Origin of the sequence: Sorangium sp. So ce406, from assembly GCF_051474675.1 — a bacterium.
Classification (GTDB): Bacteria; Myxococcota_A; Polyangia; order Polyangiales; family Polyangiaceae; genus Sorangium; species Sorangium cellulosum_G.
This window is the reverse complement of sequence record NZ_CP150340.1, coordinates 11,803,978-11,825,623: the sequence shown is the minus strand read 5'-3', so window position 1 is coordinate 11,825,623 and position 21,646 is coordinate 11,803,978. Positions and strand designations below refer to the sequence as shown.

General features: G+C 76.4%; 11 protein-coding genes. 3 read left to right on the top strand and 8 right to left on the bottom strand.

Features of this window, described 5'->3' with window-relative positions:
- Positions 1 to 82 precede the first annotated feature (82 nt).
- The 4 genes from WME96_RS44480 to WME96_RS44465 form a co-directional block, all read right to left on the bottom strand.
- Complete coding sequence (locus WME96_RS44480; RefSeq protein ID WP_437287602.1) at positions 83 to 1,303, bottom strand: serpin family protein; 1,221 nt, start codon at positions 1,301 to 1,303, stop codon at positions 83 to 85.
- A 408-nt stretch (positions 1,304 to 1,711) separates the two neighbouring features.
- On the bottom strand, positions 1,712 to 3,151 hold the full coding sequence (locus WME96_RS44475) for an MFS transporter (RefSeq protein ID WP_437287601.1): 1,440 nt from the start codon (positions 3,149 to 3,151) through the stop codon (positions 1,712 to 1,714).
- The gene (locus WME96_RS44470) at positions 3,144 to 3,950 is read right to left on the bottom strand and encodes a PEP/pyruvate-binding domain-containing protein (RefSeq protein ID WP_437287600.1); all 807 of its coding nucleotides are present in this window, start codon (positions 3,948 to 3,950) and stop codon (positions 3,144 to 3,146) included. The genes WME96_RS44475 and WME96_RS44470 overlap by 8 nt, the downstream gene beginning before the upstream one ends.
- A complete protein-coding gene (locus WME96_RS44465; RefSeq protein ID WP_437287599.1) occupies positions 3,947 to 5,695 on the bottom strand; it encodes a PEP-utilizing enzyme in 1,749 nt (582 codons plus the stop codon). Before WME96_RS44465 ends, WME96_RS44470 begins: the two co-directional genes overlap by 4 nt.
- A gap of 642 nt (positions 5,696 to 6,337) precedes the next feature.
- On the opposite strand from WME96_RS44465, the gene WME96_RS44460 reads away from it, so the two are divergent.
- Together WME96_RS44460 and WME96_RS44455 are read left to right on the top strand one after the other, a co-directional pair.
- On the top strand, positions 6,338 to 6,925 hold the full coding sequence (locus tag WME96_RS44460) for a hypothetical protein (RefSeq protein ID WP_437287598.1): 588 nt from the start codon (positions 6,338 to 6,340) through the stop codon (positions 6,923 to 6,925).
- A gap of 354 nt (positions 6,926 to 7,279) precedes the next feature.
- Positions 7,280 to 9,031: a hypothetical protein gene (locus WME96_RS44455; RefSeq protein WP_437287597.1), complete on the top strand. Its 1,752-nt coding sequence runs from the start codon at positions 7,280 to 7,282 to the stop codon at positions 9,029 to 9,031.
- 7 nt (positions 9,032 to 9,038) lie between these two features.
- On the opposite strand, the gene WME96_RS44450 is transcribed toward WME96_RS44455, so the two are convergent.
- From WME96_RS44450 to WME96_RS44435, 4 genes are all read right to left on the bottom strand, one after another.
- Positions 9,039 to 13,838: an nSTAND1 domain-containing NTPase gene (locus WME96_RS44450; RefSeq protein ID WP_437287596.1), complete on the bottom strand. Its 4,800-nt coding sequence runs from the start codon at positions 13,836 to 13,838 to the stop codon at positions 9,039 to 9,041.
- Positions 13,839 to 13,922: 84 nt separating this feature from the next.
- The gene (locus WME96_RS44445; protein WP_437287595.1) at positions 13,923 to 15,098 is read right to left on the bottom strand and encodes a hypothetical protein; all 1,176 of its coding nucleotides are present in this window, start codon (positions 15,096 to 15,098) and stop codon (positions 13,923 to 13,925) included.
- Positions 15,099 to 15,550: 452 nt separating this feature from the next.
- A complete protein-coding gene (locus WME96_RS44440) occupies positions 15,551 to 18,892 on the bottom strand; it encodes a protein kinase domain-containing protein (RefSeq protein ID WP_437287594.1) in 3,342 nt (1,113 codons plus the stop codon).
- Positions 18,864 to 19,520: a hypothetical protein gene (locus WME96_RS44435; RefSeq protein WP_437287593.1), complete on the bottom strand. Its 657-nt coding sequence runs from the start codon at positions 19,518 to 19,520 to the stop codon at positions 18,864 to 18,866. Before WME96_RS44435 ends, WME96_RS44440 begins: the two co-directional genes overlap by 29 nt.
- 228 nt (positions 19,521 to 19,748) lie before the next feature.
- On the opposite strand from WME96_RS44435, the gene WME96_RS44430 reads away from it, so the two are divergent.
- On the top strand, positions 19,749 to 21,581 hold the full coding sequence (locus tag WME96_RS44430) for a sigma 54-interacting transcriptional regulator (RefSeq protein WP_437287592.1): 1,833 nt from the start codon (positions 19,749 to 19,751) through the stop codon (positions 21,579 to 21,581).
- Positions 21,582 to 21,646 lie beyond the last annotated feature (65 nt).

Sequence of the window (21,646 nt, the reverse complement as noted above, 5' to 3'; positions counted from 1 at the left end):
CCGCCCGGCGCGGCGCACGGGGCGGCGCGGTGACGGCGCCCTCGCCCGCGGGCGCGACCAGCTCGACCGGCCTTCAGCGGGTTCAGGGCGCTGTCGGGTCGTTGACGCGTCCTTCGAAGAGGATCGCCCCCGTCGGGACATCTCGGATGAAGAAGAAGAACGGGCGGTCCAGGACGATCGCCGCAGGCTCGGGGGGGTCGACCGCGCCCCCGCTCCCGGAGACGGCGAGGACGACCGCGGTCGCCGCTGCCGCCTCGGTACCGGCCTCGTCCACGTCGATGACCGCCTTGTGAATGACGTCCTGGATCTGGATCCCTCCGCCGCCGAGGATGCCCGAGAAGTCGGCGGCCGGACCGAAGGCGACCTCCATGCCGAGCCCCTCGAGCGCTTTCTTGAGCGAGGCGGACGATTCGAACGAGAACTTCGGCATCGTGATGTCGACCGACCGGTACTCCATCGAGGCGATGAGCCCCTCGAGCGCTTCGCCGTCGAGCGACGCCTCGAATGCTTCCGCGGTTCCCGCGGTGGGCATCACGAGGAACATCGAGACGGAGGCCTCGTGATAAGGGATCTCCACCGCTTCCCAGCCGTCGCTGGCGCCGTGGCGCGTCACCTGCCTGCCGTGCATCATCTGGGCGGTGACGCTCGTGTCGTCGCCGCGCTGGAACGTCCCGGGCTGCGTCGCGTCCTCCTCGAACGGCGTGCTCCACGCAGCTTCGAAGGAGATCGCATTGACGAGCACGAGCCGCGATTCCTGGGTCAACGCGCCCTTGAGGAGCTCCGGGATCTTGCCGTCGGTCTGATCGCTCACCCACGCATTGATGAGGCCCTCGGCCTCCGGCGGTCTGTCGAAGTCCGCGAGCCGCACGGGCGCACCGTAGTTCTCGCCGAGCACCTTCAGGAACGACGGCTCGATCGCGAGACCGACGTGCGACCAGAGCGCGTTGGCGGTGTGGAGCCGGAACCCGACGCCCGTCGCCTCACCGGGCTCTCTGGCCCGCGTCTTCAGCTCGAGGTCCAGGTGGTTGAACGCCGCATGCAGCCGCGCCTGGGGAAGCTCGAACCGCATCGCCTCGGCCATCGCCTGCTCCGTCGTGCTCCGCGCGCCCGCGTAGGCCATCGCGAGCGCTGTCGAGACGCTGAAGGGCGAGTAGATGACGTTGTTCGTCGCGCCGTCGAGCGCGCGGCCGAGATCGAGCGCGAAGCTCGTGTTGTTGCGCGAGAGCGACGCCTGATCCTCCTGTGGGACGTCCGGCGCCGTGATCCGCGCCGTGTCCGAGGCCAGCACGCAGCCAGGCTTCACCTCGAAGCACTCGACGGGGTCGGGGCGCGAGCCGCCTGCTCCTCCCGCTCCGCCTTGACCTCCCGCCCCGCCTTGACCGGAACCTCCCCCTCCCGCATTCCCGTCCGGGCTCGGGCCACACGCCACGAGAGCCGACACAATCATTGCCGCCAGACCAGTTGTTGTTCTCATGAATCCGGGCCTGAGCAGCCTGTATGCCAGCGCGCTCTGGCGCGGAAACCGCGAGGTTGCTCGACGTGTGTGCCATACAGAGCCAGAGGCACACCTCCATGAAGTGCGCCACGATGGCTGGGCCGCACTGCAATTTGGCTTTATTCGAGGCGCACAGGGCATCGAGCCGGGTTGTGCCATTCTGACCGAGGTCGCTCAGGAGCTCCGGCGAGCGCGCTGGAGCGATACGGCGCGGCGCTATCGCGGAGCTCGGGCCGGCGCCGCGCCGCGGCCCGGGAGGGTCAGGGCGCAGCCGATCGTCAGGAGCAGCGCCGCGCAGAAGACCGTGATGGCCGTTGTGTGCTCGCGCAGGACGGCCTCGCGGTCGCGGGTCTCGGTGAGGACGAGGCCGAGCACGGTGAGGCCGGCGATGCCGCCGAGGTAGCGCATCGTCGAGGTGATGCCCGCGGCCATGCCGCTCCTGTCGCGCGGGACGTCGCTCATGGCGGCGGCCTGGGACGGCGCGGACGTGAGGCCGAGGCCCGCGCCGAGCACGAGGAGCGCCGGGACCGCGTCGGTGATGACGGCGAGCGGCCGCGCCGCGAGCAGGACCATGCCGCCGAGGGCGAGCGAGCAGCCGATCAGGGCGACAGCGCGCGCCCCGAAGCGCTCGGAGGCGCGGCCCGCGAGCGGCGAGGCGACGACCATCATCGCCATCATCGCGACGAGCGTGTTGCCGACGTCCCGCGGGCCCACGTCGGACAGCCGCGCCGCGACCTGCGGCAGCTCGAACAGGACCGAGTACATCGCGAAGTTCTGGAGCGCGATGATCAGGCTGCCGCCCACGAAGGTGCGCCGCCGGAACAGCGAGAAGTCGATGACGGGGTCCGCGGCGCGCCGCTCCCAGAGGACGAACGGCACGAGGCTCAGCGCGCCGATCGCGGCCGCCCAGCGGAGGTGGGCGTTCTCGAGGCCGAGCACGAGGCCCATCAGCGAGGCGCCCAGCAGCGCCGAGCCGAGGAGGTCGAAGCGCGCCCGCGGCGCGGCGGGCGCTGCGACGGCGACCGGAGGCGCCGCGGCTGCGGCGGCCGCAGCCGGCGGCGCGCCCGCGGGAGGCGCGGGCGCCGGGGCCGCCGGCGGCGCCGTGCGCGCGAGCGCGGCCGAGAGGAGCAGGACCGGGACGTTCGCGAGGAAGATCGACGTCCACCCGAAGTGTCCGACGAGCAGCGCCCCGACCTTCGGGCCCGTGCCCGCCGCGATGCCCATCATCGCCCCGAACGCGCCGAACGCGCGCCCGCGCACCTCCGGCGGCAGCTCCGTGCGGAGCATGGCCGTCGCGCTCGGGGCGAGGATCGCCGCGCCAGCGGCCATCACGACGCGCGACGCCGTGAGCACCGGGAGCACCGGCCACACGTAGGCGAGCGCGGCGCCGATCGCGAAGACGAGCTGGCCGAGCGCGAGCGCGCGCCGGTGGCCGAGCCGGTCGCCGAGCTTCCCCCCGGGGCTCTGCAGGACGATGTTCGTGAGCAGGTAGCTCGTCACGAGCCCCTGGCGGAGCTCGCCCGAGCCTTCCTGGAGGTCGCGCGCCATCTCGGGCAGCGCCACCGCCACCATCGTCGAGTTGAGCGGCGCGAGCGACGCGGAGAGCACGATGGCGGCGAGCAGCCGCACCGGCACCCGGGACGAGGCCTCAGCCACGCGTGATCGCCCGCCTCTGGAGCAGGTACAGGCGGTCGCCCGCGAACGCCCACTCGATGTCCTGCGTGCCGCCGAACGCCGCCTCGCACGCCGCGGCCAGCGCCTCCAGCGCGGCGAGCCTGGTGTCGTCGAGGCACAGCGCCGCGGCCCGCTCCGGCTCGACCTCGACCTCCCGCGTGCCGCCCTCCTCGGCCCACACGACGGCGATGTCCTTGTCGCCCGCGCGCCGCTCGAGGACGCGCCCGCCGCGGGCCATGCGGTAGCCGTCCGGGGTCACGAGGCCCGCGACCACCGCCTCGCCGAGGCCCCACGTCGCCTCGACGACGCGCTCGTCGGCGCCCGTCGTCGGGTTCCGCGTGAACAGCACCCCGGCGCAGTCGGCCTGCACGAGCCGCTGCACGACGATCCCCATGCGCGGCTCCGTCGGGAGCCCGAGCCGCCGCCGGTAGGCCATCGCGGCCTCGGTGCGCGCCGAGCGGTGCACCCTGTGGACGGCCTCGATCAGGCCCTCGCGGCCCCGCACGTTGAGCTCCGTCGCGTGCTGCCCCGCGAAGCTCGCCGCGGCGCCGTCCTCGCCGACGCCGGACGACCGCACCGCCGCCGGCCCGTCGAGCGCGCGGAACGCCTCGACGAGCCGGTCCACGGCCGCGCCCTCCCCGGCGACGACGCGCTCGACGAACGCCGCCGACAGCGCCCAGCCCGGCGGCACCGGCAGGCCGCTCCGGTGCGCGCGCCCGAGCTGCGCCGCCTTGCCCCCGAACTCCCCCTCGCCGAGCGCCTCGTGCAGGCCCGCGATCACAGCGCCGCCTCGCGCGCGCCGCGCTCGGGCGCGGGCGCGGGCGCCAGGATCGTCACCTCGCCGGCCGCCCCGTCGACGCGGACGCGCGCCCCGTCCGGGATCGTCACCGTCGCCTCCCGCGTGCCGACGATGCCGGGGATGCCGTACTCGCGCGCGACGATCGCCGCGTGGCAGAGCTGGCCGCCGCGGTCGGTCACGATCGCGCCGAGCAGCGGGAGCACGACGTTGAACGACGCCGACGTCGCGCGCGTCACGAGCACGTCGCCCTGCTGGAGCCGCCCGAAGTCGTCCGGGCCGGTCACGACGCGCGCCGTGCCCTCGTAGATGCCGTCGTTGATGGAGAGGCCGCGGACGGTCGTCTCGGTGTTCCGGGCCTCGGACTCCTTGAACACGCTCTGCATGAGCGCCTCGACGGCCTGCGACGCGCGGCGCGCGGGGGCCGGGAAGACGTCGAGCGGCGGCGGCGGGCCGGGGGGCGCGTTCAGCCACGGGGGAGCGTCCGCGAGGGTCGCTGTCGCTCGCCAGCGCGCGCGCCCGGCGATCTCCGCAGCGGACGGCGCGCCCCGGCCGCGCAGCAGGCCGATCATCTCCTCGAGCGCGAGGTCGGCCGCGTGCTCGGGGTCATCGACCTTGCCGGCGGCGGCGAGGCGGCGCCCCGCCTCGAGGACGGCGCGGCGCCCGAGCCCGGTGCCCCAGCTGTCCGTGTAGAGCGCGCGCTCGTCCCGGAGCCGGCTCACGTGGCGCGCCTCGCGGAGCAGCTCGTCGAACCGCGCGCGGTGGGCCGCGGGCACGCGCTCGCGCAGCGCCTTCTCCTTCGCGTCGCGCGCGGCGAGCGCCCGGTCGCCGCGGTCGCCCTCGACCGCCGCGCGGATCGCCCGGACGAGCGTGTCGGGCAGCTCGCCGCCGGTCTTGTCGGACACGTCGTAGCCCACCGTTCGAAAGCGCACGAGGTCGAGGTAAGCGCGCGTCGCCGGGCCGACGTCGCCCTCCGTGGCCGCGAGCGCGTCGAGCGCCGCCTGCGGGTCGCCCCGCCGGGCGAGCGCCTCGCGGCCCGCCTCGCTCGCGCGCAGGGCCCTGGCGAGGACCCCGAGCTCCTCGGTCGCGACGCCCTTCGAGAGCGGCGTGGTCCCCTGCAGGAGCGCGAGCGCCTCGCCGGGGCTCGCGCCGGTCCATTCCTTGACGTGCGCGAGGTAGTCGCCGATCGGCAGGGCGGCGGCGAAGTTGTAGCGGTGGTGCAGGAAGACCATGTCTTCCATGTGCGCGTGGGCGCGCCGCAGGTGCGCGATGAGCGCCTCGGTGTCGAGCGCGGCGGGGTCGATCGCCTGGACGGCGAGGTTCTTCTCGGTGGCGCGCGGCCGGTCGACGCGATCCCACCGGTCGAGGTCCTCGCGCCACAGCTTCCCCTCGAACACGCGGCGGCTCTGCCGGATGCGCGCGCGCATCCCCGGGTGAAGGCGCAGGAGGAGCCACAGCAAGGGCCTCGGCGGCGGCCCGCTCGCGCCTTCCGGCGCGCCGTGGATCACGGGCTGCGCGTACATGAAGCCGTTGACGACCGCCGGCTTGAGGTGGCTCATCAGCAGGCCGTAGCGCGCCGAGCCCTCGGCGAACCCCCGCGGCATCCCGCGCGTCAACGGTTCGGCGGCGAACCGGGTGACGGGCCGCGTGAAGTGCGCCCTGTCGATCTCCCAGGGGCCCGGGCCGGGGGCCTCGAATTTGACGCCGGTGAAGCTCGGATCTCTCTTCATGGCTGGACCACCTCGACCGACGCGCCCCGCCCGCGCGAGCCGCCGTCTCGTCCCGGGGACGACGGCGACAACGCGATGACGTTGCGGTCACGAATTCATGTCGACAGCCGAGGGTAGGGGTCGCGATCCCGACGGTCCAGTGCTCCGACGGCCGCGGAGGAGGCGGTTCACGTGCGGATTCGCGCGTGGGCGCGTGTGCGATGAGCGCTCAGGTCGGCCCGAGCTCGCGGAGCAGGGCGCTCACCGCGTCGCTCGAGCCGTCGAGCATCCTGTCGCGGAGCGCCGCGGCCTCGGGCGCGTAGAGGTCGAGCAGGAGATGGACCAGCGACCCACGCTGACGCGTCAGCGCGGGACCAGGCGCATCGCTGGCGCGCCAGCGACGCGCCAGACCTCCGGATCGGCGCGCTCCTGGATGGAAGACCGACCATCACCGCGCTGCCACGCCGAGCCCAGCGGCTGGCCCGCCCGTTGCTGAAGCCGGGGCAAGCACCGACGTGAGCCCGATGCTCGGCCTCGATCGTCGGCGCCACGTGAGCCGATCGCCGGCGCCCCTCTGCATCGAGACCGGGCGCCGCGCCGGTCCTCGACCGGACGGCGCACGCTCGAACGTCGATGCCTCATCCATCCAAAGGACGAAACATCATGCGCATTTCCACCGTCAACTGGTCACGCTTCTCGTCTGTGTCTCTGATGCTCGCCGGCGCGCTCGCGCTCGGCGGTTGTGTGGCCTCCGCAGAAGGCTCTGACGCCGAGACGCCCGGCGACGAGGCCGACATCGGGTCCACCGAACAGGCACTCTTCTGGGGATGGACCCACTACACGTCGGAAGAGTTCGCGCCGATCCTCTGCGACAGCGGGAGCCTCCTGGCCGCTGTCCAGTGCAAGGGGGACTACTGCGACAACATCCGCGCTTACTGCGAGCCCGCGGGCGGGAACATCGGTCACACGTACGCGACGGATTACTTCTCCGAGGAGGGGACCGACTTCCGGTACTGCAACTACGGCTACTGGGTCACCGGGATCACGTGCCGAGGCGACTACTGCAACGACATCTCCCTCCAGTGCTCCCAGATCAGCAACTTCTCCCAGACCAACTGCTACTGGACCGGATGGGTGTCCGAGGAGGGCGGCGGAACCCTCTCGTTCGGCAGTGGTTACTTCATGGCCGGCGCCCAGTGCGACGGCGACTATTGCGACAGCAAGCGCTTCTACGTCTGCCAGGCGGGATAGCGCCCCCTTCCCGCCTCGCCTCCTGAGGCATCCCCTCGAATTCTTTGGAGAATTCACAGGGAGGCGGGGAGAACAATCTTCAAATACTCCCCGCCTCCCCGCCTCCCTGTTCAATCTCTCTGCTGAAAAGGGCTTCGAACAAGGGGATTCCTTGGCCTCGCCTCCCCTCCTCCGCCACGCCCCCCCCCCGGAGGACACACAGCCTCTCGTCTTCTTCTCCCCTCTGTGCCCTCTGTGCCTCTGTGGTTCCATCTCTCATGAAACCAGGGATGGCCCGTGGGCTGCTACGCTGGCGCGAGCCGGCAGCGCCGCGCTCCCGCCCGCGGGCGCGCCGCGTCACCCGACGAGCTCCCCATGGATCTCCACCTCTTCCTCGCCCACGCCGACGACCACGCGCCCGTCCTCGACGATGGCCTGCCGCAGCGCGCCGCCGAGGAGGCCCCCGAGCCGGCCCTCACGCTGCGCGGGAGCAAGCGCCTCGCGCGCCCCGAGGGGCCGCCGGACGCGCTGCCGGAGCAGCGCTGGGGCATCGTCGCGCCGAAGGGCCCGATCGGGGATCGGCTGCTCCGGTGCGTCGCGCCGCTCCGGGCCAGGCGCGAGGAGGAGCAGCGCGCCGAGGCCGTCATCTACCGCGTCGATCCCGGCATGGGCCCCGGCGCCGTGACCTCGTGGATCCAGGGCGAGTACTGGGACGCCGTCGGCCGCCGCGTCGAGGACCTCCCGCGCTACGCGCTCGTGCTCGGCGGGCCCGAGCTCGTGTCGTGGGAGCTCCAGCAGCTCCTCGGCGCCGACTCGTTCGTCGGCCGCCTCGCCTTCGAGGACGACCGCGGCTACGAGGCCTATGTCGACAAGGTGCTCCGCTGGGAGCGAGCGCCGCCCGTCGAGGGCGCGCGGGCGCTGTTCCACGCGGTGCGCGACGGCTCGCGCGCGACCTCCCTCGGCGGCGACCACCTGATGCGGCCCAGCGTGGAGACCGCCCGCAAGCACGCGCTGCGCGGCCTGTTCCGCGCGGCCGAGATCGTCGAGATCGGCGGCGACGACCAGCCCGGCGCCGGCGGCGACGCGCTCGCGCGCGCCGGCGCGGCGCTGCGCGAGGCCGAGCGGAGCCGCGCCGGCGTCCTGTTCTCGCTGAGCCACGGGGCCGGCGCGCCGCGGGCGGGCTGGAGCTCGCCCGCAGAGCAGCGCGCCCGCCAGGGGGCGATGGTGCTCGGCGAGTCCGGGGAGCTCCTCACGGCGAGCGACGTCGCGGGCCGCCCCTTCCTGCCCGGCGGCGCCTGGCTCTTCTTCGCGTGCTTCGGCGCCGGCACGCCCGCAGAGAGCGCGTACTACCCGTGGCTCGACAGGCTCCACCGGCTCGGCCGGTCGAACGCCGCGGAGCGCGTCCTCAGGGCGCTGCCGAAGGCGGGCGAGCCGCCCTTCGCCGCCGCGCTGCCGCAGGCCGCGCTCGCGAACCCCGACGGCCCGCTCGGCGTCATCGGGCACGTGGACCTCGCGTGGACGTGGAGCTTCCTCGCCGACACCCCGGGCGGGGCCCGCGCCGAGGGCGGCGGCGCCAGCGGGCGCCCCGAGCGCTTCCAGGGCCTGCTCCGGGCGCTCGTGAACGGCCACCGGCTCGGCGTGGCCCACCACCAGCTCGCCAGCTTCTTCCGGACGATCAGCACCGAGCTCGCCACGCTCTACGACGAGAGCGCGCGGCTCGGGCTCGCTGTCGACACCGAGGCCGAGGACGAGCCCCGGCGCGCGCGGCGGGCGAGCCTGTGGATGCAGCGGCAGGATCTCTGCGCCTACGTGCTCCTCGGCGACCCGGCGGCGCGGCTGCCGCTCGCCGAGCGCCCGCCCGGCATGGCGCCGCGCGGGCCCCGCCCGGGCGAGGCGTCGCCCGCCGCGGCGCTCGGCTTCACGCCGGAGCCGGCCCCGGACGCGCGGCGCGGCTTCGCCGCCGCGCGCGACCCCGCGCGCAGGGCCGAGGCGGCGCTCGCGGCGCTGCGAGGCGCCGAGGACGCGCGCGCGATCGCCGCGCGCCACGGCGTGAGCGAGGCGGAGCTGCGGCGATGGGTCGAGGTGTTCGTCGAGGCAGGGCGCGCCGCGGTGGCGAAGCTCGACTGACCGCAGCTCAGGGGCTCGCGACGGGCGGGGGAGGCGGGCGGCCCTGGGCGCGCTCGCACGCGGCGTGGCGCCGCCGGGCCTCCGCGAGGGGCTCGTCGAGGTACGCCCTGCGCAGCGCCGGAGGGAGGCAGTCGGACGTCGCCGCCCGCAAGCGCTCCTGCAGGACGGGCACCGAGATGCCCCGCCAGACGCGCACGGTGCCGTCGTGCGACGCGGTGACGATGCGCTCGCCGTCCGGGCTCCACGCCGCCGAGGTGAGGCGATCGGTGTGCCCCTCGAGCACGACCGGCTCGCCGGCGCCGTCCGCGCGCCACACCCGCGCGGCGCCGTCCTCGGACGCCGTGACGACGCGGCTGCCGTCGGGGTCCCACGCGACCGCCGTCACGGCCAGCCCGTGCCCCTCGAGGACCACCGGCTCGCCGGCGCCGTCCGCGCGCCACACCCGCGCGGTCCAGCCCGACGCGGTGACGAGGCGCTGGCCATCCGGGCTGAAGGCGGGCGGCGCGGCGCTCGCGGCGCCCTCCCCGAGGACAGCGAGGGGCTCGCCGGGGCCGTCGGCGCGAAAGAGACGCGCCTCGGCCCCGGACGACGCCGTGACGACGCGGCGGCCGTCGGGGCTCCACGCGGCCGCGGTCAGGCCCGGGAGCGCGCCCCGGTTGAGCTGGATCGGCTCCCCGGCGCCGTCCGCGCGGAAGACCCGCACGAGCCCGTCGTCGGACGCCGTCACCACGCGGCCGCCGTCAGGGCTGAACGCGGCCGAGGCGACGCGCCCCGCGTGCCCCCGGAGCGCGACCGCCTCCCCGGCGCCGTCCGCGCGCCACACCCGCGCGATCCCGTCGCTCGACGCGGTGACGAGGCGCTGGCCGTCCGGGCTCCACGCCGCGGCGGTGATCCCGCCGCCCTCGATCGAGACGGGCGCGCCGGCGCCGTCGGCGCGGAAGACCCGCGCGATCCCCGCGGACACCGCGACGAGGCGCTGGCCATCCGGGCTGAACGACGCCGACGTCACGAGCGGGCTCCTGTACTCGCTGAAGACGGTCGGATCGTCCGCGTGCTCGGGGCTCCAGAGCCGCACGGCCCCGTCGCGCGACGCGGTGACGATCCGCCGCCCGTCGGGGCTCCACGCGGCGGAGACCACCGGAGCGTCGTGCCCCCGGAGCACGAGCGGCTCGCCCGCACCGCCGTCGCGCCACACGCGCGCGGTCCCGTCCTGGGACGCGGTGACGAGGCGCTGGCCATCGGGGCTCCACGCGACGGCGCCGATCTCGCGGCCGTGCCCCTTGAGCACGAGCGGCTCCCCCGCGCCGTCGGCGCGCCGCACCTCGACGGTGCCGTCCCACAGCGCGTACGCGACGCGCCGGCCGTCGGGGCTGAAGACCCCCGCGGCGACGCTCCCCGCGTGCCCCTCGAGCACGAGCGGCGCCGCGGCGGCGTCGAGGCTCCAGATCCGCGCGGTCCGGTCGCGGGCCGTGGTGAGGAGGCCGCGGCCATCCGGGGCGAGCGCAGACGACTGGAGCGCGGGCTCGTGCCCGGGGGCGCCCCTCAGCTTGAGGACGAGCGGCTCGCCGGCGCCGCCGTCGCCCCACACGTCGGCCGCGCCGTCGTGGGACACGGCGACGATCCGGCGGCCGTCCGGGCTCCACGCGACGTTGTCGATCTGGTCGACGCCGAGCGCCGCGTCGGCCTTGAAGGCGAGCACCGCGGGCTCGCCGGCGCCGTCGGCGGCCCACACGCGCACCGTCAGGTCGTCCGCCGCGGTGGCGAGCCGGCGGCCGTCGGGGCTCCACGCGGCGGCGCGGACCCGCTTCGTGTGCCCCTTCAGCGCGAGCGGCTCGCCCGCGCCGCCGTCGCGCCACACGCGCACCGCCCCGTCCAGCGACCCGGCGGCGAGCCGGCCGCCGTCGGGGCTCCACGCGGCGCAGGTGATCGCGCCCCCGCCGAGGGGCGCGGGCGCGCCGCCGCCGTCGGCCCGGACGACGTGCGCGGCGCCGCCGCGGCGCACGAGCAGCCGCTGGCCGTCGGGGCTGAAGGCCGCCGCCACGTCGAGCGCGGCGGGGGCGCCCTCCGGCGGCCACAGCGTCACGAGCGGCATCGGCGAGGCCAGCGCCTCGCGCGCGACCTCGGCCCAGCCCCGGACCTCGTCGGGACGCTCTACCTCGAGCAGCAGCCGGCTCGCCGGCGCGCCCTGGCCGCGCGCGATGTGCTCCCGGGCGCCCGCGAGGAGCGAGGCGACGCGCGCGCGCCCGGCGGCCGCCTCCGCCGCGCGCCGCTGGACGAGCATGAGCACCGCGAGCACCCCGATCGCCGCTGCGGCCGAGAGCCCCGCGATCGCCCCGAGCCGCGCGAGGCGCGCGTAGCGCTCCTCGCGCTGCCGCTGCGCCTCGGCCTCGCGCGCCCGCCGCTCGGCGAGCGCCTCGCTCCGCGCGATGAGCTCGCGCGCGGCGCCGCCGAGGTCGTCGGGGTACCGCTTCACGAGCTCGCGCGCGTGGCCGAGCCGGTCGCCCTCGAGCACGAGGTCGGGGAACCCGGCGGCCTCCTCCACCCAGCGGTCGATCTGCTGGAGCTCCGCGAGCATCGTCCGGTCCTCGCTCACCCAGGCCCGCAGCCGGCCCCAGGCGCGGAGGAGCTGCTCGTGGGCGACCTCGACGCTGGGCGCCCGCCCTTCGTCGCCCTCGCTCAGCACGACGAGCCGCTCGCGCGCCAGCGCCTCCAGCACCTCGTCGAACACCGCCGCCTCGGCCGGCGGGCCGCGCCGCAGCTTGCCGAGGGGCGCGCGCCGGCGCCGGTCGAGGGCGCCGCCGTCGTCGGCCGTGACGAGCTGCACGAGCAGGCGGCGGGCCGCGCACCGCCGGACGTCGTCGAACCGCGCGAGCAGCGCGTCCGCCTGCCGCTCCAGCGCGCCGAAGGCGCCGCCGAGCGCGTGGTACGCGTCCCAGGTGAGCGCGCCCCCGCGGCGCCGCTGCCACATCTGGTCGAGCGCGTACTCGAGCAGCGGCAGCGCGCCGGGCTCGGCGCCCGCGTCCCGGAGCATCTGCTCGACCAGGCCCTCCTCGAGCGCGAGCCCCGCCAGCGCCGCCGGCCGCGCGATGATCTGCCGGAGGGCGTCGGCCTTCATCGCGCGGACGAAGACCCGGTGGGCCTCGTCGTACGCGACGTCCTCGAGGGTGAGGCCGCGGTCGTCCAGCGCGATCTCCGCGCAGCGGGCCAGGAAGTCGACGCGCAGCGTGACGATCACCGCCACGCCGCCGCCGGGCTCGCCGGAGAGCCGCCAGAGCTCGCGGGCGAACGCCTCCCGCGCGCGCCGGTCGGCGACGCTCGTGAAGAGCTCCTCGATCTGGTCCACCACGAGGAGCAGCGGCGCGCCCTCGGGCCGCCGCGCGAGCGCGGCGGAGAGCGCCGCGCCCCAGTCCGCCGCCGGGCGCATCACGGCGACGCTCCACGGGCGATCGCGCGCGCCGCGCGACAGGAGCGCGGGGACGACGCCGGCGAGCACCAGCGACGACTTGCCCGTGCCCGACGCGCCGGTGACGATCAGGAACCTGTGTCTCCCCGGCTCGGGCGCGTCGACGTGCGACAGGAGGTCGGCGAGCGCCTCCGCGACCTCGCGGTCGCGGCCGCAGAAGTAGCGCGCGTGCTGCGCGTGGAACGCGAGCAGGCCGCGGTAGGGCCGGGCGACGATCGGCCGGTGGTCCGGCCCGTCGGCGGCGCGGGCGAAGAGCTGGAGCGACGCCCAGCCGAGCCGGCGGTCCCGCAGCGCCGCGCGCGCTGTCAGGAACGCCTGCTCGAGCGACGCGCCCTCGGCGAGGAGCCCGCGGTAGAGCGGCTCGGCGAGCGCGACGGACGCCTCGAACGACAGCGGGTAGCGCGAGGCGACGACCGCGGGGACGCCGGCCCGGTGCAGCTCCTGCGCGACGCTGCCGAGGCGGTTGCCGAGCGCGCCGGGGTCGCCGCTGCGGCAGACGCAGAGCACCACGAGCCGCAGCGCGCCCGCGTGCTCGGCGAGCGCGTCGGCGAGGGCGCGGGCGTCGATCACGTCGGCGCCCGCGCCGCCCTCGCCGTCGAGCGCGAGCCCGTACGCCTCGGCGGCCGCGGCGACGCGGGCGCCGTGGCAGAGCAGGTGGAGCACCGCGACCGGGCGCGCGCGCAGGGCCGCCTGGAGGCGCGTGAGCGACGCGTGGGGCAGCACGTCGCGGGCCTCGTCGAAGGGGTGGTGGCCGGCGCGGCAGGCGTCGCGGATCGCGGCGAGGTGGGCCGCGGCGGGCACCTCGTCGCCGGGCGCGGACCAGGCGAAGAGGACGCGGCCGCCCTCGGGCGGGGGATCGGGCGCGGGCGCGGCCGTGGTGGTGGCGGGCCACTCGTAGCGGATCAGGCAGCCGGGCAGGCTGCCGAGCGGCCGGCCCGTGGACCGGAGCGGGACGAGCTCCCAGGGCAGCGCGTGCAGCTCGGCGGCGCCGAGGCGCAGCGTGAGGTGCACCGGCTGGCCGGCCGCGAGCGCGCGCTCGATCTCGGCCTCGTCGTGGTCCCAGCCGAGCGGGTCGAGGAACGCGCGGAGCACCTCGCCGAGCCAGGCGGCCACGGTCGGATCGGGCTGGTCCGCCTCGTGGAGGGCGGCGAGGTGACGCAGCACCTCGTCGCTCCAGGGGAACTGCGCGTCCCTGGCGGCGCCCGTGTCGAGGCGGCGCAGGTACGCCTCCGCCCGCAGGGAGAACGCGAAGGGACGGGCGGCGTGGGCCGCCCGCGCGAGCTCGAGGACCACGTCGCGGGGCGCCGGGGGCATGCCGTCGACGCGCTGGGTTGCACCGGTCATGCGAGCCCTCCCTGCCGTGCTGCGGTGCGCCCGAGGATAGGGCGCGGCCGGGCGCACCGGAAGCGGCGCGACGACGCCTCGGCGCTACTGGCAGTAGCCGCCGGGATAGCCGCAGTAGCCCTGGATGCAGCTCCCGGTCACGCCGCCCGGCGTGGGGATCGGCGACGACCAGTCCTTGCAGCACGGCAGGCCGACGACGCCGCAGCCGTAGCAACCGTAGTTGTACTCGACGAGGCCGGACTGGCAGCGCTGGCCGCTCGAGCACGCGAACTGGTTGTGGCCGCCGCAGGTGGTCGGCGGAGGCGTCGGCGCGCCGCCGCTGGTGCGCGGCTTCCAGCGCACGGCGAGGCCGACGCGGTGATTGGCGCCGGCGCCGTCGATGGTCGCGCGGCGGTACTTGCCGCCCTCGCCGAAATAGGTGCGGATCTTGCGGTTGTCGATCCACGTGTCGACCTTGCGGTCCCAGCACGTCTCCAGGTTGAGGAAGCCGCACGGCCGGCTGCGCTCGACGATGAAGCGGGCGTCGGACCACGCGTCGAACGCCTGGTTGAAGCCGGCGGCCTTCCACCAGTTCGTCCAGCGCTTCTTCGTCACGTGGACCCAGCCGGCGTTCGCGGCGCAGTAGCGCTCGTCGCCGTCGTTGCAGTAGTTGTTGAAGAACCACTGCTTGTCGCCTTCCCAGTCCCAGAGGATATCGGCCTCGCTGGCCACGGCCGACTCGGCCTCGCCGGCCGGCGGCAGCGGGCCGTCGCCGTCGAACGAGATCGCGTCGTCGCCCGCGGGCGGCGGCAGGTCGTCGGACGTGGGGACGCGCGCGGCGGCGCGCGCATCGGCGTCGACGAGCGCGGCCGGCACGGCCTGCTCCGGGGCCAGGTAGCGATACAGCCCCTCCATCGTGACGTCCGGAGCATCGTAGTCGGCGAGCTTGCGATTCGCGCTGTCGAGGTCCGCGTGCAGCTCCTCGTGCACCTCGCGCGCGCCGTCGTCGGTCTCGACGAACTCGACCTTGTGGGTGGCGCTCAGCCTCAGCGTCGCGAGGCTGGTATCCGGCCTCGCCTTGACCACGATCTCCTGCTCGGCGCTCTCGACGGAGCCCTCCGCGCCGACCTTGCCGCGCTCGCCTCCCCCGCAGGCCGCGAGCAGCAGCCCTGCCGTCACCGCGGCGAGCCGCTGCGCTCTTTCGCTCTTCGCTCGCTGCCTCACGACGCTGCGCTGCTGCCTGTTCACCACGACCTCCCCCATCCTCTCGTCGTTGCTCATCAGCATGGTCTTGTGTTCCTCTGCCGTCGCGATTCGCTGCCGGCGGCGGGTCACATAGCGAGCAACATGCCAGTCCCGCCGGACCCGTGAATCGCTCGGCGCGTTTGCTGGCGACGGGACCTCACCCGGGATTCCCCGGCTCGCGGCGGCGGCCGAGGCTCCGCCGCTCCGATGCTCGCGTGTCGATCGCCGCGTCCCCGAGCGACGACCTCAACCTGGGTCGGCTCCCCGGTCGTCGGGCTGGCGCGTCAGCCGCAGGCTGACGCATCAACGGCCGGCTGACGCGCCAGCGCGCCGGCGCGTCAGCCGCAGGCTGACGCAGGCTGATGCATCAACGGCCGGCTGACGCGCCAGCACGCCGGCGCGACAGGCCCCGTGCCGACGAGGGCGCACCCCGCGGCGCGCGGCCCGCGGGTTGCCCTCCGCGGGCGTGTGGCGTGGAACTCCCTCGCTCAGCCGGCGCCGTGCTCGCTCGCGCCTCGGATCGCTTCCTCGACCGACAGCACGTCCATCCGCTGCGACCAGCGCTCGCGCGGGATCCCCGCCGCGAGCCGATCCACCTGGTCGCGCAGGAGCGCGCGGGCCTCCGCGGACGTCCGCCCGAGGAGCCCCAGCGCCTGGAGGCCGATCCCCGGCACCGGGCACTGGAGCGCCCGCTCCGCCAGCGCGCGCGCCTCGCCGTCGCCCGGCGCCGCCCCGCTGGCGAGCGCGAGGCACCGCGCGAGCAGCGCGCCCCACGGCCGATCCAGCTCCCGCCACGCGCGCGCCGACCGCTGCGAGAGCTCCGCGGCGACGCGGGCGGACCCGGCCGAGAACGCGACGGCGGCCTCGTTCAGGCACACGAGCGCCTCCACCTCGTCGACGCCCAGCCGGCCCACGGCCTCGCAGAGCTCCAGGTCCGGCGCGCCCGCCTCGCCCCGCCGGTGGCGCGCCGCGCGGACCAGCCACTCGGCGCGCGCCTCGAACGCCGCGTGCCGGCAGCGGGACGCGAGATCGCGCGCGGCCTCCGCCCGCGCCTCCGCCTCGCGGTGGCGGAACGCCTCGAGCAGCGCCGCGGCGGAGTTCAGCGTGGCCGCGATGCGGCCCGTCAGCCACGGATCCAGCGCCGCCGCCTCGGCGTGGAGCGCCGCCGCCTCGTCGAACCTGCCCTGCAGGTACCGCAGGCGCGCCCTGCCCTCGGCGAGGCAGAGCCGCGAGAGCGGCTCGCTCGCCCGCGACGCCCACGCCTGGATGTCGTCGATCACCTCCTCCAGCAGCGACGGCGCCGCGCGCGCGGCGGCCGCGACGATCCGCACCCGCTGCCGCCAGCGCTCGAGCGCGGGGGGATCGAGCGCCTGGATGCCGTCCGCGAGCTCCAGCGCCCGGAACGCGCTCGCGCCGCGCGCCGCGATGCCCCCCCGCACCAGCGCGTCGAGGCGCGCGACCGCCGCGCGCGGCGCCCGGGCGCGCGTCAGCTCGTACAGCGCGCGATCCAGCGCGTGCGGCGTCCCCTCCGCGAACGCCACCTCCACCCACGCCCCGAGCAGCTCGACCTCCTCCTCGAGGAGCGGCTGCGGGCCGTGCTGGCGCGCCGCCCGCAGCCCTTCGGCGAGCGCCCCCACCGCAGCCCCGAGGTGCCCCTCGGCGGCGCGGCGCCGCGCGAGCGCCGCCGCCTCGCGCGCGCCCTCCCGCGCCTCGTCCGCCGCGAGCAGGTGGAAGAGGCGCCCCTCCTGCGCGGGCGCGAGCGCCTCGGCCACGGCGCGGTGGGCCGCGGTGCGGCGCGCCGGCGCCCACGCGACGTCCAGCTGCCCGCGCAGCGCCACGCGCCCGCCGTGCAGGCGCCGCGCCGCCCCGCGCGCGAGGAGCGCCTCGCACGCCCCCTCCACGCGCCAGAGCGGCTGCCCCATCACCCGCGCGAGCTGCGCGAGCTCCAGGTGGTGGCCCGCGAGCGCGAGCCAGCCGCAGAGCTCCTCCAGGTGGGGCTCCCCGAGGTGCGCCGGGGGCGACGCGCTCGCGGGCGCCGCGCCCACGAGGTCCGTCCCCAGCCGGTCGAGCGCGTCGCGATCGACCGCGAGCTTGCCGCCGTCCCAGCGGGCCAGGCCGAGCCGCGTCCACAGCGTCACCTCCGCGTCGACGCGCGCCGGCAGCCCCTCGGTCCGCTCCCACAGCGCGCGCGCGCCGTCCTCGCGCAGGTGCAGCAGCCGGTCCGGGCCCGCGAAGAGCGGGAGCAGCGCCGCCATCTCGAGCGGATCGAGGCGCGCGACGTCCTCGGGACCCGCGCCCTCGGGCGCCGCCGGGAGCGCCCGGACGACGGTCCCCCGGCCCGCGCGGCAGCGGTCGAGGATGGCGGCGGACCAGGGATCGATCGAGGGCGCGTCGTCCGCGAGCACGACGGCGCCCCCTGCGAGCACGGCGCGGAGCTGCCCCTCGGCCCAGGCGATCACCTCGGCGAGCCGCAGCCCCGCCTGGTCCTCCCGCGCGCTCACGAACGGCTGCAGGCTGGCGAGCGGCGTCCGCGCCGGCCTCGTCCACAGCACCGTCCGCCCCTGCCGCTCGAGCGCCGCGGCCGCCTCGGCGAGGCAGCGCGAGCGCCCCGAGCCGGCCGCGCCGACCACGTCGAGGGAGCGCCCGGCGCGCGCGGCCGCGATCACGGCCGCCACGGGCCCGTCGCCGCCGAGCCGCGGCAGCGACGGCGCGGCGCGGCTGGCCGCGGGCTCGCCGCGGAGCGCCGCGAGCACCTCGACCGCCGACCGGAAGCGGTCCTCGCTGCGCGTCGCGAGCAGCCGGTCGATGACCTGCGCCACGGCGTCGGGCAGCTCGGGGTCGAGCTCGCGCGCGGGCGGCGCCGGCGTCGCGAGCCGGGCGCGCAGGAGCGCCTGGACATCCTCCGCCTCGTGCGGCGCGCGCCCGACGAGCGCCTCGTGGAGCATCACGCCGACGGCGTAGAGGTCGGTGCGCGCGTCGACGGCGCGGCCGAGGATCTGCTCGGGCGCGAGGTAGAGCGGCGTGCCGAGGATCTGGCCGGCCCGGGTCAGCCGGTCGCCGCCGGGGTCGCCCCAGCGCGAGACGCCGAAGTCGAGCACGGTCGGGCGCGCGTCCGCGCCCACGAGGATGTTCTCGGGCTTGAGGTCGCGGTGGACGATCCCCGCCGCGTGGACGCGCGCCAGCACCTCCAGCAGGGCGAGCGTCGCGCCGGCGATCGCCTCCCACGCGAAGCGCCGCAGGGCGCCGTCGCGCCGCGCCGTGCAGCCGGGGAAGGGGCGCCCCTCCACGCGCTCCATCACCAGGAACGGCCGGCCGTCCTCGATGCCGTCGTCGAGCAGCCGGACCACGCCGGGCACGCGGAGCATGCGCAGCGTCGTGATCTCGCGCCGGACGCGCGCGAGGCCCGCGCCGCCCGCGGCGCGCATCCATTTCAGCGCCACCTCGCCGCCGACCACGGTGTCCTCGGCGGCCCAGACCTCGCCGTGCGCGCCCGCGCCGAGCCGCCCGACAAGCCGGTAGCGATCGGCGACGAGCCGCCCGGGCTGCGCCTCGCAGCCGGTCTCCTCCGGCGCCTGCGCCGGCTCCGAGGCGCGCGCGGTCGACCGGTGTCCGAACCGCCGCGCATCGAGCGCGGCCGGCGCGGCCCGCCCGGGCGCCCCCGCGTCGGCCGGCGCCGTGGACGCACCCGCGTCGGCCGGCGCCGTGGACGCACCCGCGTCGGCCGGCGCCGTGACGTCGGCGGTCGACCCCGCGGACGGCGGCTCCGGGCAGCCGCCCTCGCGAGGCGCCCCGCCGCGCGGCTCAGGGGGCGGCCGGCGCCCGATCCCCACGGTAGTTGGTGCAGCCCGTGATCATGAAGGCGCTGCCCGGTCCCCAGGCGCCGTTAACGACGTCGACGAACTGCTGGAGCGACGCCGCCTCCTTGGTCCCCACGGCGATCCCGAGCGGCGTGCCACTCCCGCCGGGGAGCATGTCCGCGGGCAACGACCAGTACTCGACGCTTCCCGGATCGCGCACGCCGCCGATCGAGAACGCGAGCCCGCGGAACGCCCCCTGGATCACGTCGATCACCCTCGCCCCCGTCGGATCGAGCTGGAAGTCGTCCTCGTTGCCGCCGAAGAACTTCGCCTTCGGCAGCTGCGACGCCGGCGGGATCTTGGTCCACGACACGCCGTCGTGGACCTCGCCGTGGCGGTACACGCTCGCGTGCGCCCAGACGTAGATCGAGCCGGGCTTCCAGAGCGCCGGCACCTGGGCTTGCCACTGGGCGAGCGACAAGGAGGCCATCGCGGCCGGAGGCGGCTTGATGTCGAAGGCGTTCTGCGGATCGCCGTGGAGCAGCCAGCGCTGCTGCTGCCCTCCGTTGACCGGCACCGTGTAGGCGAAGCCGAGCTGCTTGCCCGTCGCCCGAGCGACGATCTCCACCGCGCCGATCTTCAGCTGTCCCGACGTGATCATGTCTCTCTCCTTGTTCGTGTACCGCATCAGGGCGGCGGACGACGCATGAACCGACCGCGCCGCCGCCCGCTGTCGCGCGGCGACGGCTGTCGACGGAATGCGCGCCGCGCCCGTCGCGCGTGTCCGTGGTCCTCGACCAACCGCAACCAACCGAAAGCAACGCGCGCGCCACCGGCGCCGGCGCGTCGCCTTGCGCCGCCCTCGCCGCGCGGCATACGATCGCGGCGCATGGCGCGCGGGAGCTCGCAACGCGATGGGCATCCGCCGTCCTCGTCGAGCGCGGCGGACGTCGCGCGCGCGACCCTCGAGGGGAGGGACACCTCGCTCAGCCGATCGGGCGACGAGGTCGCGGCGCTCACGGTCCTCTACCACCCGCGCCTCGAACGGATCGGCGATCGCGCCGTGCTCTCGCGCCTCGTCGAGGACGGCGAGGTCCTCCTGTCGCGCGAGGCGCCCGACTTCGCGCCGCCGGGCGGGGCGCCGGGCGCGCCGCTCGGCGACGAGCACCTGAGCCGGCGGCCGCTGCGCCTCTCGCCCGGCCCGGGCGGAGGGCTCCGGCTGGACCTCGGCGACAGCAGCACGGCGGTCAGCCTCCAGGGCGAGCGCCTGAGCGGCGCGCGCTCGTTCTCCGCGACCGAGCTCCAGCAGGGGGTCGTCCTGGAGCTCGGCCGGCGCGTCGTGCTGCTGCTCCACCTCGTCGCGTCGCTCCAGCGCGTCCTCGGCCCTTCGACGGGCGCGGACGCGGGCGAGCCGCGGGAGATCACCGGCGAGAGCGACGGTGTCCGGCGGATGCTCTGGGAGATCCGCAGCGTCGCGGATCTGGAGCTGCCGGTGCTGCTGCGGGGCGAGACCGGCAGCGGCAAGGAGCTCGTGGCGAGGGCGCTGCATCGCTCCAGCCGGCGGCGCGATCGGCCGTTCGTGGCGGTCAACCTGGGCGCGATCTCCCCGTCGCTCGCCGTGGCCGAGCTGTTCGGCGCGGAGCGGGGCGCCTTCACGGGATCGGTGAAGCGCCAGCCCGGCTACTTCGAGCAGGCGCGCGGCGGCACGCTCTTCCTCGACGAGATCGGCGAGGCGCCGGTCGAGCTCCAGGTCGCGCTGCTGCGGGCGCTCGAGACGGGCGAGGTGCAGCCGGTCGGCGCGCAGGAGATCCGCAAGGCCGACGTGCGCGTCGTCGCCGCGACCGACGCGGATCTCGAGGCGAAGGTGTCGTCGGGCGCCTTCCGCGCGCCGCTGCTCAATCGCCTGAGCGCCTACGAGATCTGGATCCCGCCGCTGCGCGAGCGCCGCGACGATTTCGGCCGGCTCTTCGCGCGCTTCCTCCGCGAGGAGCTCGCGGAGGTGGGCGAGGAGCGGCGGCTCGCGCCGCCGGAGGGCGGCGGCAGGGCGTGGCTGCCCGCGTCCGTGGTGGCCCGCCTGGCGGCGTACGACTGGCCCGGCAACGTGCGCCAGCTCCGCAACGTCGTGCGCCAGCTCGTGGTGGGCAACCGCGGCCGCGACCGGGCCGAGATCACGCCCGCTGTCGAGCGGCTGCTCGCGCGCGCGGTGACGCCGCTCTCCCCTCCCCCGTCGCCCGCGGCTGCGGGCGTGCCTCCGCCGCCGCACGCCGCGGCGGGCGCGCCGGTGATCCCCGGCGCGCCGCCCCCTCACGCGACCGCGCCGCCCCCTCACGCGGCCGCGCCGCCCCCTCACGCGGCCGCGCCGCCGGTCGAGGCGCCCGCGGAGCCGCCCCCGCCGCCCCTGCTCGAGGCGCGCGCGGCGACGGCGGCGGCCCGCTCGGGCCGGCGCCGCCCCGCCGACGTGACCGAGCAGGAGCTCGGCGATGCGCTGCGCGCGAGCCGCTTCGATCTCGCGGCGGCCGCCGAGCGGCTCGGCGTGTCGAGGGCGTCGATGTACCTGCTGATCGAGCGTCACCCCCGGTTCCGGACCGCCGGCGACCTCACGCCGGAGGAGATCGCGCGCAGCCACGGCGAGTGCGGCGGCGACGTCGCGCGCATGGCCGAGCGGCTCGAGGTCTCGGAGCGCGCGCTGCTCCGCCGCGTGCGCGAGCTCGGCCTCGGGTGACCCTCGTCTCCACCCGCGCCGGCGTCGCGGCCCCGCTCAAATATGTGAACGCTCACACGATCATC